Consider the following 17,098-nt stretch of genomic DNA (forward strand, 5'->3'; position numbering starts at 1 on the left):
CCGAACGGTTCACAGGTCCGGCCGGCGGTTGAGCGTGCTCTCGCCGGGCAGGTCGGCGCTGTCGTTCTCGGTGCCGCCGCTGAACTGCCGCCGGAACTTCCCCGGGTCGGCGTCGAGCGCGCGGACGGCGGTGCTCCGGACGACCGTCGACTGCGTCTCGTCGTTCGCGACCGCGTCGAGGCGGGCCGCGGCGCGCTCGGCGTCGACGCCCGCGAGCAGGTGGACCGCCCACTCCCGAAGGCGCTCGCTGTCAGCGTGCGACAGCTCCAGCAGGACGGGGCACAGCGCCTCGCCGCGCAGCTTGAACAGCGAGACCATCGCGTTCCTGACGACCGCGTGGTGCTCGTCGTCGAGCGCCGCCTCGATCGTCGGCGCGTACTCGCTCCTGCCGATCCGGTCGAGCGCGACGACCGCCTCGGCGCGGACCCACGGGTCGGGGTCGTCACACGCCGCGACCGCGGCCTCGCCGGCCCGCCCGCCGCCGAGTTCGCCGAGCGCCTCGACGGCGAACTGGCGCACGTCGGCGTCGTCGTCCGCGAGGCCGTGCTCGATCAGCGCGTCGACTGCGGCCTCGGTGGGCCGCCCCTCGCCGAGCGCCAGCGCGGCTCGTCGGCGCTCGACGGGGTCGCCGTCGACGAGGTCCGCGATCTTCTCGGCGACGTCGGTCCCCCGGAGCGGCGCCGTGTCCGTCGCCTGAAGCTCTCGGGGAGTCGCGTCGCCGATCGTCACGTCGCGGCTCACCTCGATGTCTTCGAGCCCGTCGGGTTCCTCGCCGAACCCCGGGCTCTCCTCGGGGTGGACCCGGGGGTCGGTGGGGCCGTCCGTCGCCTCGTCGGGGTCTCTCATCGGGCGCTCACCTCCCTCGAATCCGTCGAGTCCGGCGCGCCCCCCGATTGCGCGCCGAACGGCTCGTCGGCATCGAGCGCCACGAGCGCGGCGCCGAGACAGACGGCGGTCGCGGCCCCCGGCGTCGCCGGGACGCCCGCGGCAAGCAGGAGGACCGCACCGATCGCGAGCCGCGCGTCACCGTCGCGGAGCCCGGCGACTGCGGCGGCGACACCGCCGAACGCCGCGGTCGCGACGAGCAGTGACGGGATCCCGACGACGGCGAATCCGACGAGCAGCGCGCTCCCGGTGACGAACGGGGCGGCGGCGCTCGCGGCGACGACACCCGCGAACGCGAACGCACCGGCACCGAGCGCGACCCGGTCGCGCTCGGCCCGCACCGCGAGGAGGGTCACTCCCGCGAGGAAGGCGACGGATCCGGCCACGCGGTAGGCGGAACCGACCATGCCGGCCGTCGCGACGAGCGAGAGCCCGACGGCGAGCGCGAACGCCAGCGCGAGGGCTCCGCGCCGGAGCTCGAAGTAGGTCGCCGGCACTCCCAGCGCGCGGGCGAACGCCAGCGCCGCGCCGCCCGGAATCGCGACGGCCGCGGCGACCGTCGCCGAGCCCGAGATCGTCGCGAGCACGCCGAACACACCGGCGAACAGGAGCCCGACGCGGACCGCGGACCGCCTCGTCGAGAGCGCGACCGCCGCGAGCGCAACCCCTGCCGCGAGCGCCGCGACCGTCCCGACGACCGGGACCAGTCGGGGCGGAAGCGCGGCCGGCTCGAACGGGGCGTTGTACAGCACGCGGACCGCGGTCGCGACCCCGGTGGCGACGGCGACGAGCAGGCCGATCGCCCCGACGCGGCCGCCGAAGCGACCGAGGGCCCCCGGAGAGGCCGCCCGGGCGCTCACGCTTCCCGTCGGCGAGCTCACGGCCTCTCACCCCCGTTCGGACCGTCCGAGGTCGCGTGCTCGCGCTCCCCGCCGACGCCGGCGTCGAGCCGGACCGCCAGATCGTCGATATCCGCGGCGACGAACGCGTCGAGGAACCGGCTGAGGCGGCCGTAGACGCTCGTCCCGGGCTCCTCGTCGAGGGCGCACCATAGCCCCGACGCGAGGATGGAGAGGTGCCTGTCGTGGAAGTCAAGCCGCGCGCGGTCGAGGTTCGCCGGTTCGGCGGCGTCAGTCGAGTCGCCGCCGACGGTTGCGTCGCCCGCGGCGGCCAGCCGACAGAGGTACCCCGCGAATTCGAGTTCCAGCCGGGCGTGATCGTGGTGGCGGCGCTCCTCGCCGCCGATCTCGCACCCGAAGTGCTCGTACGCCCGAGCGAGGTCGAGGTTCACGTCGTTCCACGACACCTCCGAGCGGTACGTCGACTCGTACAGCGACACCGGCGGCCCCTGATTCTCGACCGTCCCGTCGGTCCCGTCGATCACTTCGGAGTAGCCGACCACGAACAGGTCGTTGTACCGGGCCGCGAGCGTCTCGCGGTCGTCCTCGACGGTCAGGTCCGGCGGGTCGACGTCGAGGCCGCTCCGCTCGACGAGCGTCGCGACGGCGTCGTCGAGCGAGCCGTCCGCGAACCGCTCGTAAAGCCCTTGGCTCGGCTCGGTGAACGCCGCCGCCACAAGCGCGTAGACGTTCCCGCGGGCGGCGGTCTCCTCGTCGACCGCGCCGCTCGGAAGCTCCGTGTCGAGTCGCGAGCCGTCGCGTTCGGGCGTCGACCCCGACACGGTCACTCACCCCTCGTCCGGCGGATACCCTCGACGGTCACGAACGTGGTGAACACGACGGCGATGCCGGCTAACGCCCACAGCACCGTCTCGTACGGCGCCCCGCCATCGTCCGGGTCGAGTGAGAGATAGTACCACTCGCTGACCGCCTTCTGGCCGGAGCGCTCCTCGTTCGCTCCCTGCCAGACCGCGAACGCGGCGTTCACGTCCTCGTTCGGGGCGATATCGGTCACGTTCGCGCGGTCGGACGCAAGCGGCCGGCTGAACACGACGGTCCAGCGGTCGCCGCTGTGTGCCGCGTTCGTCTCCACCGCCGACTCCGGAATCTGCGTCGTGCTCCCGGCGCCGCCGGCGAGCAGCGACTCCGTCCCGTCGGCCCCGTTCCAGTACCAGACGTTCACCCGGTTGTCGGTCGACCCCATCGCGATCGGCGGCCGTTCCTCGGACGAAACGGGGAGCTGGACCGCGGTGGAATCGGCGAACGCCCGCAGCGAGTCGGTCGACGTGTTCGCGGACGCGTCGCTCCACGACAGCCGGAGGTAGAGCCGCTCGTCGGTCCGTGCGGCCGCGACGCTGGCGGAGTCGACCGCGGCGTCGGATCCGCCCGGCACCGCCGCGCCGGAGCTGCTCATCGGCACGTCCACGGTCTCGACCGACTGCCACGCGTCGCCGGTCGGATCCGCGAGGTCGCCGGCACTCGACTGCTGCTCGACCGGGATCTCGTAGGCCGCACGGGCGTCGACGATCATCGGGAACGCCGCGGTCGCGACCACGACGGCGAGCGCGAGCGCCGCCGCAACGGCGAGCTCCCGCGACCCGATTCCGCCGAGAGTCGTCGCATCGTCAGCCGTCATCGTCGAACACCTCCAGCCGGTATTGGTCGTCGTTGTTCACGGTCGAGAGGATCTCCATGAGTTCGCTCTCTTCGCCGCGCTCGACCTTCTCCCGCTCACGGGTGATCGTGTTGAGCGCCGACTCCACCTCAGGGCCGAACAACTCTTCCAGGTAGTTGCGCGGGATACGGTCGGCGTCCACCGTCTCGCCGCTCTCCGAGGTTTGTGGCGGCGCGTACGGCGGGATGTAGTAGACGTTCGGCTCCGTCCGGTACTCGGGGTGGAGCCGCAAGGCGACCTCGTACTCGTTGACGAGCTTGTGTATCGGGCCGGCCTCGTCGTCGAGGAAGCCGACGTGCCGGAGCTGCGGCGGGCAGTCCTCGGCGCACGACGGCGGCCGGACCTCGCCCTCTGGCCCCTCCCCCTCGATCCGGGGGTAACAGAAGATGCACTTCTCGCTGGTCTTCGTCTGCGCGTTGTAGAACACCTTCTTGTAGGGACACCCCTCGACGCAGTAGCGGTAACCGCGACAGCGGTCCTGATCGACCAGAACGATGCCGTCCTCCTCGCGCTTGTAGATCGCGGATCGCGGGCACGCCTCCACGCAGGAGGGGTGCGTGCAGTGGTTGCAGATCCGAGGGAGGTAAAAGTAGTACGAGTTCGGGTACTCGCCGGCGCCCTCGTCCTCGTCCCAGTTCGGCCCCCAGTCGGCGTTCTCCATGGGGCGGAGCGGCTCGTCGCTGCCCTCGTACATGATCGCCTCGTGGTTGAAGTCCCACGCGCGACCGTAGTCCTCTTGCTCCGGGAGTTCGCCGGGCGTTCGGGACTGTCCCTCCTCGTCCCAGCCGCCGCCCATCTCCTCCCAGTCGCGCGGGTAGCCGGCGCCGGGCTTCGTCTCGACGTTGTTCCAGTACATGTACTCGCGTCCCCCGGACTCGGTCCAGTTGGTCTTACACGCGATCGTACACGTCTGGCAGCCGATGCACTTGTTCAGGTCCATCACCATCGCCACCTGGTGATCGACGCCCTCCGCGAGCGGGACGTCGCCGTCCTCGGTCTGGCGGGCGCCGTCTTCGGTCTGGTGAACCGTGTCGTCAGTGGTCTTACTCATCAGTCGTCACCTCCGAGTAGGTCCGAGATGCGACCCAACGCGCCGCGCGACTCGGACCCCGAACGGAGCGACGCTGACCCCGCTTCCGACGCCCCGAGCGAGTCGGAAACGATCGACGCCGCCCCCGATTCAACCTTCTCGACTTCGATCCGAACGTCGCTGTTCACGCCGGTCGGTCCCCAGTAGTTCGGGAAGAAGTGGAGGTGCTCGCCCGTGTCTTCGGGGTACTGGACGAGCTGCGTCGGCTTCATGTACATCGGCACGAGCGAGTTGAAGTTGTTGCGGTCGGGATACTGGAACCGTTCCCAGCTGAAGAAGTGCCGGACCGTTCCCGGCTCCCCGCTCGGGTAGATCTTCGCCTGCACCTCCACGGAGTCGAGGTCGTTGTACACCCGCACGGTGTCGCCGTCCTCGATCCCCCGTTCCTCGGCGTCATCGGGGTTGAGATAGACGGTCGGCTCGCCGCGCTGCAGTCGGAGCATCTTGCTGTCGTCGCGCCACGTCGAGTGGATCGCCCAGCGGCTGTGGGGCGTGTTGTAGCCGAGCGGGTACTCCGACTTCTCCTGTAACACCGGTGCCTCCTTGTGCGTCGGGAGCTGCTCGTCGAGCTCCAGGAACCAGTCGTGGTCGATGTAGTACTGCTGCCGTCCGGTGAACGTCGGCCACGGGTTCTTGTCCTGCACGTAGTCTTTCCACGGCGCGTACGCCTCGCCCTCCTCGATGTCCGACGACCAGTGGTCGCCGGCTTCGAGGAGGCGCCGCGGCTGCTCTTCGATGTCGTCGAACGTGAGCTGCTCGTCGGCGCCCTCCGGGTTCGACTCCTCGGAGTTTTCGAGGATGAACTCCGCGGCCGCCTTGTCCTCCGCGAGGGCGCCGGGCTCCTCGGTGAGCCAGTCGCGGACGTAGTCGTCGTGAATCGACTGGAGGTCGATCTGTCGGTCGAACTTCCGGTCCTCGACCGGTTCCACGCCGCTCTCCTCGGCGAGCTCCTGGATCTTCGCGGCGAGCTCGCGGAAGATCTGCCAGTCCGTCTTCGACTCCCCCAGTGGCTCGACCGCCGGCGTGAACGGGTGCACGTAGGTGTGCATGTCCGTCACCGACAGGTCGTGTTTCTCGTAGTGGCTCGCCGTCGGCAGGACGATGTCGCTGTTGAGCGCCGTCGAGTCCATCCGGAAGTTGATGTCGACGACCAGATCGAGCTTCGGCCACAGCTCCTCTTCGAGCGCGATGTTCCCCTTGGCCTGATTGAAGTAGTTCCCGCGCCAGACGAACATGAGTCTGGGGTCGGGGCGGCTGCCGTCGTCGCGCTCGCTCGGGTACAGCGGCATCCACCCTTTGTCGATCGACTCCCGGATCTTCGCCGCCGTGTCCGGGTCGGTGTTCTCTAAGATTCCGGCGTGGTAGTACGTCCACAGCGTCGTCGGGACGCCCCGGACGCTCCCGGTCGGGAACGAGAGGTTCTTCCAGCCGTTGAACGTCCAGATCTTCTCCTGACCGACGTAGTGGTCGAGGCCGGTCCCCTGTCGGCCGAGGTTCCCCGTGAGCGTGACGAGCAGCTGGATCGCGCGGTTTCCGAGATCGTTGTGGTACCAGTCGTTGACCCCCTTGCCGTGGATGATCTTCGCGCGATCGACGTCGGCGAACTCGCGGGCGATCTTCTGGTGGGTCTGCTCGCCGACGCCGGTGATCTCGTTGACCTGCTCGGGGGTGTACTCCGACAGCTCGTCGCGGAGGTTCAACCACACGGAGCGCGTCTCGACGTCGCCGTCGGTCGTGTCGACCGTGCGCTCGACGGCGAGTTCGGGGTCGAAGTCGAGCTCGATGCTCACGGAGTGGTCGTTCTGGCCGTCGCGCTCGCCCAGCGATCCGGGCGCGGTGCGGAGGGTGCCGTCGGCGTCCTGCATGACGAACACCTTCTCCGGCCGGTCGGCGTCGACGTCGAGCCCGGACACCTCGCTCGCGCGGAGGAACTTCCCGGTGTCCTCACGGACGAGCAGCGGCATGTCCGTCTGCTCTTTCAAGTGCTCCTCGTCGTACAGCCCCTCGTCGACGATGGTGCGCGCCATCCCGAGCGCGAGTGCGGTGTCGCTCCCGGGCTCCGGCCCGATCCACTCGTCGCAGTGGATGGCCGTCTGGCTGTAGTCGGTGAAGATCCCGACGCGCTTGGCGCCGTCGTACCCAGCTTCGAGGAAGTACTTCGCGTCGGGGATCCGCGTGACGTTGATGTTCGATCCCCACGCGATGATGTAGTCGGCGTTGTACCAGTCCGCGCTCTCGGCGTTGTCGGTCTGGGTTCCCCACGTGATCGGCTGTCCGGGCGGAAGGTCGGAGTACCAGTCATAAAAGGAGTGACTGACGCCGCCGAGCAGGTTGACGAGGCGGCTCCCCGAGGCGAACGACACCGGGCTCATCGCCGGAATCGGAGTAAAACCGCTGATCGCGTCGTACTCCTCGTCTTCCACGGTGTCGATGACCTCCTCGGCGATCTCGGTGAGCGCCTCGTCCCAAGAGATCCGCTCCCACTTCCCCTCCCCGCGCTCGCCGGTCCGGCGGAGCGGGTGTGTGACGCGCTGGTCCGCGTTCACGTAGTCGGTGAAACACGCCCCCTTCTGACAGCCCCGCGGGTTGGGGTCGGGAAGCGACTCGTCGAAGCGCGGGTAGTCACCGGCCTGCTCCTCGCGCCATACCTGCCCGTTCCGCGTGTACACCTGCCACGAGCAGCTGCCCGTGCAGTTGACGCTGTGCGTCGAGCGGGCCTTGTCGTCCCAGTCCCACTCCTCGCGGTAGAGGTCCTCCCAGTCTCGGTACGGGTAGCTCCCGATCGGGTCGTCGACGACGTCCAGCGCGGTCATTTCCGTGAGGTCCTGCGCGGATCCCAGCCCGGTGGCGCCGACGGCGGCCGCTGCCCCGACCCCTTTCAGGAAGTCGCGGCGCGCGGCGCCGCTGCCGTCGCGTGTCGATTCGCTCGGTGTGTCTGTCTTGTCTGTCATTGTTTCTCTATGAGAACGGTTGCGAGGCCGAGCGCGACGCCGAGCGCCGCGAACGCGACGCCCTCGGGGGTACCGCCGCCCGCGTCCAGCCCGGCGGCTATCAGTCCCACGCCGGCCAGTTTCGTCGCTCGATCCGCCCAGCGGTACCGGCGGGGCGACAGCTCGGCCAGCCGGAACGCGCTCGACTCAGTCATCGCTCGATCCCTCCGTGGCCGACGCGGTTCCGTCGTCTTCCGACATCGTCGGCTCCGCGCCGCCCTCTCCCGAATCGTCCGCGAAGCCGCCGAGAATCGCGTAGGTGAGGGTGCCGGCCGCGGCCGGGACGAGAACGAGCGTCGCGGTCAGGTACGGTCGGAGCACCGCCGTCGACGTACCGAGTATCTCGGCGAGGATCACGTCCATCCCGGCGATAGAGGCCACCATGACGAGCGTGACCCCGAGGATGCCGACCGCGGTCGGGAACGGGCGGTCGAGGTAGTTCCGGGTGAAGTGTTCCGGCTTCTCTGCGCGGTCGATGAACGGCCAGACCGCCACGGCGACGAACACCAGGCTGGGCAAGAGCAGACCGCCCACGAACTCCGAGCTGATGTGGATCCCGAGCACGTCGAAGCTCAGCCACGAGGGAGTGAGCTTTAAGAATCCGTACCCCCACATCAGGAACCAGTCCGGCATGACGAGCGACGGCGTCGACGCCGGGTCGTTCGGGCCGTACTCGGCGATGTTGTGAACGGGAAGCAGCCCCGCGAGTAGCGAGAGCACGGCCATCGTGAGGAAGAACACGACCGCGCTCACGGCGGCTTGGTTCGGGAACGCGGGGAGCCCGATAACGACGCTGTCGTCGTCGCGGTCGATCAGGCGCGCGCCGCCGTCCGGCGCTTCGGCGCCCCCGCTCGCGCTCGGAGCGTCGCCGCCCGCTCCCGCGGCGCCCCCGCTCACGTCCGCGCCGGTCCCCGCGGCGGCGACGTCCCCGTCGCGCCGCGCCTCGGTGTGTTTCTGCCGGACGAGGATGGCCATATGTACGGCGATGAGTCCCGCGATCGCGGCCGGGATGAGGAAGACGTGGAGGAAGAACAGGCGCGGGATCGTCGCGCTCGTCGGGAATTGCCCGCCGAACACGATGCTCGCGAGCGGGTCGCCCACGATCGGGACAGAGGCGGCGACGTTGTAGCCGATGCCGACCGCCGTGCTCGCGAACTCGTCGTACGGGAGCGAGTACCCGGTGTACGCGGCGAACATCGCCAGCCCGGCGAGGCCGGTCCCGACGAGCCAGTTCGGCTCGCGCGGGTTGCGATACGCCCCGGTGAAGAACACGCGGAGCATGTGCAAGGCGATCGCGGCGACGAACAGGTGCGCCGCCCAGTGGTGCATGCGCCGCAGGAACATCCCGAACGGCACGTCGTAGGTGATGTTGAGGACGCTCTTGAACGCCGCCGGCACCTCTTGGCCTTGGTACTGCGCGACGCTGCCGCCGTACTCGACGGCGGCCGTGCTCGGCTCGTAAAAGAACGCGAGGAACGTCCCGGTCGAGACGAGGATGCCGAAACAAAACAGCGCGACCTCGCCGAGCAGGAAGGAGTCCTCCGCGGGGAACGCCTTCCCGAGGAAGTCGCTCTCGCCCTCCAGGTCCAGCCGCGAGTCGACCCAGTCGTAGGCGGACTCGGCCCGGTCGGTCGCGGCGTCGATCCGGGACATCACTCACCCCCCGGGCCGACCGGTCCCCGGAAGTCGCCCGTCGCGACGAGGTAGCCGTCGCCCGAGAGCGTGATCGGGAGCTGCGGCAGCGACCGCGGCGCCGGCCCACCGACGACTTCTCCGCCGGTTACCGGGTCGAACCGCCCGGAGTGACACGGGCAGACGAGCACGTCGCCGTCGCGGTCGGCGACCATACAGCCCGCGTGAGTACACACCTTCGAGAACGCGGCGTACCCGCCGACGGTGTACTCGTCGCGCACGTCGTCGCTGTACGCCGACTCCTCGAAGCGCACGAGCAGCGTCGGGGCGTCTTCGATCCCCGGACGCGGCTCGGGGAACACCGTGAGCTGTTCGCCCGGAGCGATGCGGTCCTCCGTGATCCGTTCGCCGACGTCGTCGACGAGGGGGATCCCGTCTTCGTACACCGGTCCCCGATACTTCGTGTCGAACACCCGAGTGAGCCCGGCGACGGGGGCTGCGAGACTCCCGACCGCGGTGATCCCCCCGACGGTCGCGAGGACCTTCGCGTAGTCACGGCGCTTGAGTTCGGCGCGCGCGTCCCGCCAATACGGCCGGTAGATGCTCGGATTGACCGCGGGCCCGTCGTCGTTATCCGGGCACGCGTCGCACAGCTCGCCGTCGCCGGCGTCGGTCCGCCCGCCAGGGCCCTCGTCTCCGTGCGACGCGGCGTTCGGCGGGGCGTCGGTTCCGTCTCCCGTCGGTCGTGGGTCGGTTACGTCGTCTTCCATCAGTGGTCCCTCCGTTCGGCGACTTCGACGTGAGGCATGAACCACGCGTAGTACGACACCGTCGAGCCCAGCAGCGACATGAACAGCCCGAAGGCGTAGATCCCGAAGTACTGGGTCCGGGCGAGCGTGAGGTACTCGGCGGTGAGCAGCGCAGAGAACACTATGGCGAGGGCGGTGAGCCCGCCCATCGCGACGAGCCCCTCGATGGCGTCGCTCGCGTCGTGGTACTCGACGACCCACCGGTCCTCGGTCTCGAGCCAGGGGAACGTCGCTCGATTCACTCCCTCCGGCGGCGGTGCGTCGAGTCCGCCGCCGTCTGTGGCCGCTGCCTCGGTTGTGTCGGCCGCATCGCCCGGGCCCCCACCGCTCGCGTCGGGCCGCGCGGCCCGGTTCATGAAGCGGTGAAAAAAGGCCATGGCTCCCAAGAGGCCCAGCAGCGCGACCCAGACGATCACGCCAACCTGACTCGGCGAGAGCTTGTTCGGCGTGTCTACGAACCCCTCCAGCGGTTGCATCTCGCTCACGCTCTGGTCGATCCGAACCTCCTCTGACGGCGGCTCGCCGTGGAGCCCGACGTACCACGTCGGCAGCAGCACGGCGAGCACGATGAGGAGGATGGCAATCGTTCGTCGGTCCATTGTGTTGTATCGTGTGTCGTGTCGATGAGCCGGCTCAGCGGCGCGAACGCGCTCCCGCGGCGCCGGCCCACCGTCCGCCGCGGTGATCGCTCGTGAGATCTCGATTCCCTGTGGGCGTCTGGTCGGTGTTACTTACGGTAGACAGATCTCTGACATACTGTAACGTTGGACCGGAAACGAACAACTAGCTACTCCCGAACTGTTCGGCGGTTTAAATACGGTCGCAAAACCACCCGGCCGGCGTCGGTGTCTTCCGAGTCGTCGTCGAACAACTGGGACAGCAGGGTCGCCGTCACGAGCGAAGGGCTCCGAGACGGTCGACGTGGCCAGACCGAGTTCGGACCGCTAAGCGACGGCGCTACTGGTTGGCGGACGCGTTATCGTCGAACCGCGAGCACGGGAGCGTTCGCGTGCCGGACGACCTCATCGGTGATGCTGCCGAAGACGATGCGTTCCGCTCCGCTTCGGCCCTTTGTACTCATCACTACGAGGTCGATATCGTTGTCGTCGACGTACTCCGTGATCACCCTCGCCGGGCTACCGACCTCGACAGCGATGGTCGCCTCGACATCGTCGGGCGCGGTTTTCGAGACAATCTTCTCAGCCGCCGACACTCGTTCGGTTCGCCGCTCGGCGAGCTCCGCTTCGTCACGCCCGGCGGTGCCGAGACCGCTCGCGAGTTCGACGATCGAGAGCACGTGTATCGCCGCGTCGTATCGCTCTGCGTGGCTGAATGCGTGTGTCGCGGCGCTGGTCGTCGCCTCGCTGCCGTCCGTCGGAAAGAGGATGGTCTCGTACATTCTGTGGGATCCGTCGAATCGTCGGTCGGTGTCGTTCGGATGGCGGTCGTTGAGTCACTGTCGACGGGCGATAAGCACTGCGTCGGCAAGCACGTCGTGGCCGATCGGAACAAGGTGAACGACCGCACCGATCGCGAAGATGTTCAGCGTGACGAACGCGCGTAGCGGACCGAGGCTCCCTGCGAGGAGACCGAGCGTCACCACGCCGGTCGCGGCGTAGACGACGCGCTCTTGGTGTCGTATCTGTGGGCTCTCCCAGTTGTACAGTGCGGTGACGAGGTAGCCGATTCCGAGTACCGCCAACCACGGGTGCCAGTACGCGTACTGCAACATCGCGGACGGGACGAGGTCAGCGAGGGCGGCGACGTTAATGACGGTCGCGGCGACGTTCAGGACACCCCAAACTAACCAGACGCGGTTCCGCCGTACGGTCGGTGTGGTATACGTCACGCCGAAGAACACGATTCCGACGGTCAACACCATCCAGACGACGACGATCGACTGGATCAGTCCGAACGGAGCGAGACCCGGGTTACGACTGAACAGCCACGAGATTCCCCATCCGAGAACGCCTTCGAGAAAGCCGAACAACAGCAGTCCGTCTCCGGGAAGCGGCGGCGACAACAGCCGCCGAAAGTACAGTACCAACGCGATCCGTGACCGGTGAAGTCGACCGGACCAGTCCGATGTTTCATTAGTCACGGGCGGTCTGGCCCCTGTAACCGGCAGTCGTCGATACCGCCTCGTTGCGGCGGCGCCAGTGGGACATACCGTATGGTAGAACGGGAGACGGAAAGTATCGGGGGTCGTTCGCTCGACCGCACGCGACAGCGACGTATAGTCGAGCGGTCGCGGGCCAAGCGATCGCGACCGAACGGCGACCAATATTCCCGTCCACTCTGTTCGGATCGTTGCTCACGGCGGGCCACCGGGTGAGCTCCGGTGCGTCGCGGCCCTCGATTTGCCCAGGTCTCCGGCGTCTCCGCCGAGGGAACGTTTAAAAGCGTCCGGCCGGAACGAGGGGGTATGCCAACCTTCGAACTGAACCTCTCGGACGACGTCTACGCGGAGTTCCAGCAGCTCGCCGACCAGGAGTTCGTCTCCGAGGAACAGGCCGCGGAGGACCTCATCGCCTCCGGCATCGAGGCGTACAACGTGAGCGTCGTCGACGACGAGCCGCGCGACGAGATGCTGGACGGCGCGGAGAACAACATGTTCGACACCGCCGAGGACCCCGGAAGCCTCGAAGACGACCGGCTGTAGGCGACCTCGGTCTCGTCCCGACTTTTCGTTCCCGTCAGTACCCCAGCCCCAGCGCTCGGTTCGCGAGCAGCGTGACCAGCCCGAGCGTCATCACGCCGGCGAGCAGGCCGAACGCGACGCCCCAGCCCGCGACGTCGGAGATGGTCCCGACGACGACGCTACCGGACGCGCCGAGCACCATGTAGGCCGTTCGGACGAGCCCGAACCCGGCGCCGCGCTCGGCGTCGGAGAGGAGGTCCATGAACCGGGACTGGACGGGCGCCCCCCACGACATCGCGACGCCGACGAGGCAGACCGCGGCGACCGTCGGCCCGAGCCCGAGGCCGAGGTCGAACCGCGCCGTCGCGACGAGGAGCCCGTAGCCGGCGATCCCCGCGCTCATCGTCCCCATCGCCGTCACGTCGCGACCGAACCGGTCGGAGAGCGAGCCCGTGACCGGTTGGGTCCCGCCGTGAACGAGGAAGTACAGCGAGAACAGCAGCGCCGACAGCGCCGTCGAGAGCCCGCTCCCGACGTCGAGGAACGTCGGGAGGAACGAGGCGGTCGCCTGCCACGAGAACGCGCCCATCGTCGCCAGCGCGGTCGTGTAGAGGATCGGCGGCCGCGAGAGCAGTTCGAGGAGCGGCGCGAGAGCGAACCGCTCGCGCATCGGCTGATCCGGGCGGATCGGCTCGGTGGGCCGCACCCGCCACGCGAACAGGGCGAACACGGGTACCGCGACGGCGACGCCGAGGAGGATGCCGGCGCGCCAGCCGTACCGGGAGCCGACGAGCGCGGCGAGGGGCGGCGCGGCGAGCCCGGCGATCGGGCCGCCCGCGACGTGGACGCCGATGGCGCGGCCGATGTCGTCGAACTGCTTCGCGAGGAACGTCGTCGCCACGGAGTAGTGGAGTCCGGCGCCCGCGCCGAGCGCCACGGTGAACAGGATGAAGACGGCGATCGACGGTGAGGCGGCGATCAGGAGCGAGGCGACCGCGGTGGCGCCGACCGCGGTCAGGATGACCGTGCGCTCCCCGTACCGGTCGCCGAGCACGCCGGAGGGGAACTGCGCCAGCGCGTACGCCAGCCACATCCCCGAGAGCGCGAGGCCGACCGTCGCGTTCGTGACGCCGAACCGCGCCGTGATCCGCGGGACCAGCGGGCTGATGGCCAGCCGCGCGACCATCGTCGCGGTGAACGCGAGCGTGCAGAGGGCGAGCGCCGTGTGCCGGTACCGCCAGTTCACGGTCGCCGTTCTCGACCCGGGTCAAAGCGGGTTCCGGTCGCGGCCAGTCGGGCCGAGTGTGGTGTGCGGTCGCCTCGCACGCACCGCGGACCGGACCGCCGAGCCCCGTCAGACCTCGAACGCGATCGGGTACTCGGTGAGGTTCTCGTACCCGTCCTCGGTGACGACCACGAGGTCCTCGATCCGGACCCCACCGACGTCCGGGTCGTACAGGCCGGGCTCGACGGTGATCACGTGACCGGGCTCCAGCTCCCCGCCGCCGCTCGCGAGCCGGGGGGACTCGTGGACGTCGAGCCCGATCCCGTGGCCGGTGGAGTGGATGAACCCCGTCTCCGTCTCGGGAGCGGTGCGGAACGTCGGCTCGCCGGCCTCCTCGTACACCTCGCAGGCCGCGGCGTGGACGTCCTCGCCGGTCGCGCCCGGCTCGACGGCGTCGAGGGCGGCCGCCAGCGCGCGCTCGGTGAGGTCGTACCACTCCCGGAGCGCCGCCGGCGGCTCGCCGACGCAGAACGTCCGGGTCATGTCGGCGTTGTACTTCGTCGCCTTCGACCGCGGGAAGACGTCGACGATTATGGCCTCGTTCGCTCGGAGCGGGCCGGAGCCGCGGTCGTGGGGGTCGGCCGCCTGCGCGCCGCCGGCGACGATCGTCTCGTCGAGCGCGCAGCCGTGACGGAGCAGCGTCGCCTCGATCTCCTCGGCGACGCGCTCGCTGGTGAGCGGCTCGCCGTCCGCGATCAGGAGCGTCCCGGGCTCGACGTCGGCGTCGGCGGACGCGGCTTCGCCGGCGACGTCCGCGCTCGCGAGCAGGTCCTCGGCGGCGCGCATCGCGGCCTCGTTCGCGCGCTGGGCCTCGCGGATCGCGTCGACCTCCTCGTCGGTCTTCACGGCGCGGACCTCCCGGAGGAGGTCGTCGCCGTCGACCGCGACGTCGACCCCGCGCTCCCGCATCGCGTCGGCGGTCCCGACCGGGCCGCGCGGCGGCATGAACACCGACTCGACGCCCTTGTCGCGGACGAACGCGGCGTACATGTCGTAGCGCTCCTCGCGCCCGCCGTACTCGTAGTCGTAGTCGGCGTGGCGCTCGACGGTGTCGGCGGCGGCCTCCGACCGCGCCCGCCCGTACTCCAGCCCCGAGACCAGCACGTGGACCTCGCCGTCGGCGTACAGCGTCAGGAACGGGTCCGGGCCGGTGAACCCGGAGAGGTACAGCTGGTTCGCGTCCTCCTGCGAGGCGTCGAGCAGGTAGCCGTCGGTCTCGAGGGCGGCGAGCGTCTCGTCGAGGCGTGTGCGGTTCATACGCGAGGTGCTCGGGCGACGCCCAAATCGGTTGCCCTCGCGGAACCGAGCGGCCGCGTCGAATCGCCGGTATATCACGAAATATCTATATAGCAGCGATAGGCGAGCCGGCGCGCAGAGCACGCGGCCGTCGAACCGCCGAAAAATCACGGCTATTTTTGCCGTGGTGACGTTCACGACGGCCTCTTCCGTAGGTTTTCAGAATCGATATCGGCACAAGGATTTAAATACTCTCAGGCCTTACCCGTTAGTGAGGAGACTAACCGAGACGCGTCTCTCGGTCCCCTCGTTCCCTCCATTTGAACCAACCAATGAGCGAAAACGTTCGAACGTACACGGCGGAGCACGTCGACGACGAGGAGGAGACCGAGTCGTCGGACGAGGAACTGCGATGTCCCGAGTGCAGCGGCCAGCTCGCGACCGACACCGAGCACGGCGAGACGGTGTGTGTCGACTGCGGGCTCGTCGTCGAGGAGGACGAGATCGACCGCGGGCCGGAGTGGCGCGCGTTCGACTCCAAGGAGAAGGACAACAAGTCGCGCGTCGGCGCCCCGACGACGAACATGATGCACGACAAGGGGCTCTCGACGAACATCGGCTGGCAGGACAAGGACGCCTACGGCAAGTCCCTCTCCAGCCGGCAGCGCGAGAAGATGCAGCGGCTCCGCACCTGGAACGAGCGGTTCCGCACCCGCGACTCCAAGGAACGGAACCTGAAACAGGCGCTCGGCGAGGTCGACCGCATGGCCTCGGCGCTCGGCCTCCCGGACAACGTCCGCGAGACCGCCTCGGTCATCTACCGCCGCGCGCTCGACGAGGACCTCCTGCCCGGCCGTTCCATCGAGGGGGTCTCGACGGCCTCGCTGTACGCGGCCGCCCGGCAGGCCGGCACGCCGCGCAGCCTCGACGAGATCGCGGCCGTCTCCCGCGTCGAGAAGGACGAGATCGCCCGGACGTACCGCTACGTCGTCCGCGAACTCAAGCTGGAGATCCAGCCCGCGGACCCCGAGAGCTACGTCCCGCGGTTCGCCTCCGACCTCGGCCTCTCGGACGAGGCCGAGCGCCGCGCCCGGTCGCTGCTCGACACCGCGAAGTCGCAGGGGATCCACTCCGGCAAGTCGCCGGTCGGCCTCGCCGCCGCGGCGGTGTACGCCGCCTCGCTGCTGGTCAACGAGAAGGTGACTCAGAGCGAGGTCAGCGACGTCGCGAACATCAGCGAAGTGACCATCAGGAACCGGTACCACGAGCTGTTGGAGGCCGAGGACGGCGTCGCGCTGAGCTGATCGGCGCGCCGGACACGACGACCGCACGCGGTCGACGCTCCGCCCTTTCTGACCGACGTCCGGACGCTCGGGCGTCCGGACGCGGTTCCCCTTTCAGAACGCCCAAGCCCCCGCGGGCCGAGCGGCGCGTATGGAGACCACCCGTCACTTCACCGCGACGACGTACGTCGTCAACGACGGCGCGACCGCGCTCCACGCGCACGACCGGCTCGGGATCCGGCTCCCGCCGGGCGGCCACGTCGACCGCGACGAGCTCCCCCACGAGGCGGCGCTCCGCGAGGTCCGCGAGGAGACCGGGCTGGAGGCCGAGCTGGTTGCGACCGAGTCGTCGATCGAGGGGCCGAACACGCGCGGGCTCCCGGAGCCGGCCCACCTCATGCTCCACGACATCAACGTCCGCGAGGACGGGGCCGTGGGGCACCAACACGTCGACCACCTCTACTACGCCCGCGTCGGCTCCCGCGATATCGCGCCGAACGGCGACGACGAGGTCGACTCGGACGGCTGGCGCTGGTACACGCCGGCCGAACTGGCCGCGAGCGAGCTGCAGCCGGACGTGATCGAACTCGGCCGCGAGGCGATCGCGACCGTCGAGGAGCCGTAGTCGGTCGACGACCCGCGGGAGCGATCGCCGGAAACCCCGGGCCTGCGC

General features: G+C 69.3%; 17 protein-coding genes. 3 read left to right on the forward strand and 14 right to left on the reverse strand.

Annotated elements, in window-relative coordinates:
• Positions 1 to 9: 9 nt before the first annotated feature.
• From DJ81_RS01130 to DJ81_RS01185, 12 genes are all read right to left on the reverse strand, one after another.
• Positions 10 to 846, reverse strand: coding sequence for a HEAT repeat domain-containing protein (locus DJ81_RS01130; protein ID WP_094588036.1), 837 nt, complete (start codon positions 844 to 846; stop codon positions 10 to 12).
• Positions 843 to 1,766 (reverse strand): phosphate ABC transporter permease, encoded by a 924-nt coding sequence (locus DJ81_RS01135; RefSeq protein WP_094526832.1) that lies wholly within the window; start codon positions 1,764 to 1,766, stop codon positions 843 to 845. The genes DJ81_RS01130 and DJ81_RS01135 overlap by 4 nt, the downstream gene beginning before the upstream one ends.
• A complete protein-coding gene (locus DJ81_RS01140; protein WP_094588038.1) occupies positions 1,763 to 2,572 on the reverse strand; it encodes a molecular chaperone TorD family protein in 810 nt (269 codons plus the stop codon). The genes DJ81_RS01135 and DJ81_RS01140 overlap by 4 nt, the downstream gene beginning before the upstream one ends.
• On the reverse strand, positions 2,569 to 3,420 hold the full coding sequence (locus DJ81_RS01145) for an ethylbenzene dehydrogenase-related protein (RefSeq protein ID WP_094588040.1): 852 nt from the start codon (positions 3,418 to 3,420) through the stop codon (positions 2,569 to 2,571). The genes DJ81_RS01140 and DJ81_RS01145 overlap by 4 nt, the downstream gene beginning before the upstream one ends.
• Positions 3,410 to 4,510, reverse strand: a complete 1,101-nt coding sequence (locus DJ81_RS01150) for a 4Fe-4S dicluster domain-containing protein (RefSeq protein ID WP_094525542.1) — start codon at positions 4,508 to 4,510, stop codon at positions 3,410 to 3,412. The genes DJ81_RS01145 and DJ81_RS01150 overlap by 11 nt, the downstream gene beginning before the upstream one ends.
• The gene (locus DJ81_RS01155) at positions 4,510 to 7,500 is read right to left on the reverse strand and encodes a molybdopterin-dependent oxidoreductase (protein WP_094588042.1); all 2,991 of its coding nucleotides are present in this window, start codon (positions 7,498 to 7,500) and stop codon (positions 4,510 to 4,512) included. The genes DJ81_RS01150 and DJ81_RS01155 overlap by 1 nt, the downstream gene beginning before the upstream one ends.
• Positions 7,497 to 7,694, reverse strand: coding sequence for a hypothetical protein (locus DJ81_RS01160; RefSeq protein ID WP_094525538.1), 198 nt, complete (start codon positions 7,692 to 7,694; stop codon positions 7,497 to 7,499). Before DJ81_RS01160 ends, DJ81_RS01155 begins: the two co-directional genes overlap by 4 nt.
• Positions 7,687 to 9,192 (reverse strand): cytochrome bc complex cytochrome b subunit, encoded by a 1,506-nt coding sequence (locus DJ81_RS01165; RefSeq protein WP_094588044.1) that lies wholly within the window; start codon positions 9,190 to 9,192, stop codon positions 7,687 to 7,689. Before DJ81_RS01165 ends, DJ81_RS01160 begins: the two co-directional genes overlap by 8 nt.
• A complete protein-coding gene (locus tag DJ81_RS01170; protein ID WP_094525535.1) occupies positions 9,192 to 9,941 on the reverse strand; it encodes a ubiquinol-cytochrome c reductase iron-sulfur subunit in 750 nt (249 codons plus the stop codon). The genes DJ81_RS01165 and DJ81_RS01170 overlap by 1 nt, the downstream gene beginning before the upstream one ends.
• A complete protein-coding gene (locus DJ81_RS01175) occupies positions 9,941 to 10,579 on the reverse strand; it encodes a hypothetical protein (RefSeq protein ID WP_094526825.1) in 639 nt (212 codons plus the stop codon). The genes DJ81_RS01170 and DJ81_RS01175 overlap by 1 nt, the downstream gene beginning before the upstream one ends.
• A gap of 377 nt (positions 10,580 to 10,956) precedes the next feature.
• The gene (locus DJ81_RS01180) at positions 10,957 to 11,379 is read right to left on the reverse strand and encodes a universal stress protein (protein WP_094525531.1); all 423 of its coding nucleotides are present in this window, start codon (positions 11,377 to 11,379) and stop codon (positions 10,957 to 10,959) included.
• A gap of 54 nt (positions 11,380 to 11,433) precedes the next feature.
• Positions 11,434 to 12,027 (reverse strand): hypothetical protein, encoded by a 594-nt coding sequence (locus DJ81_RS01185; RefSeq protein WP_141212070.1) that lies wholly within the window; start codon positions 12,025 to 12,027, stop codon positions 11,434 to 11,436.
• 378 nt (positions 12,028 to 12,405) lie between these two features.
• Between DJ81_RS01185 and DJ81_RS01190 the strand changes: the two genes are divergently transcribed.
• A complete protein-coding gene (locus tag DJ81_RS01190) occupies positions 12,406 to 12,642 on the forward strand; it encodes a hypothetical protein (RefSeq protein ID WP_092566076.1) in 237 nt (78 codons plus the stop codon).
• Between the two features lie 34 nt (positions 12,643 to 12,676).
• On the opposite strand, the gene DJ81_RS01195 is transcribed toward DJ81_RS01190, so the two are convergent.
• Positions 12,677 to 13,867, reverse strand: coding sequence for a nitrate/nitrite transporter (locus DJ81_RS01195; protein WP_094588046.1), 1,191 nt, complete (start codon positions 13,865 to 13,867; stop codon positions 12,677 to 12,679).
• Between the two features lie 108 nt (positions 13,868 to 13,975).
• Positions 13,976 to 15,163, reverse strand: a complete 1,188-nt coding sequence (locus DJ81_RS01200) for a Xaa-Pro peptidase family protein (protein WP_094526822.1) — start codon at positions 15,161 to 15,163, stop codon at positions 13,976 to 13,978.
• 311 nt (positions 15,164 to 15,474) lie between these two features.
• Here DJ81_RS01200 and DJ81_RS01205 point away from each other — a divergent pair, with 311 nt between their 5' ends.
• Entirely contained in the window at positions 15,475 to 16,446 is a 972-nt protein-coding gene (locus tag DJ81_RS01205; protein ID WP_094525525.1) for a transcription initiation factor IIB family protein, read from the forward strand.
• A gap of 130 nt (positions 16,447 to 16,576) precedes the next feature.
• Entirely contained in the window at positions 16,577 to 17,050 is a 474-nt protein-coding gene (locus DJ81_RS01210; RefSeq protein ID WP_094557839.1) for an NUDIX hydrolase, read from the forward strand.
• Positions 17,051 to 17,098 lie beyond the last annotated feature (48 nt).

Source organism: Halorubrum sp. Hd13, assembly GCF_002252755.1.
In the GTDB taxonomy this organism is placed as follows: Archaea; Halobacteriota; Halobacteria; order Halobacteriales; family Haloferacaceae; genus Halorubrum.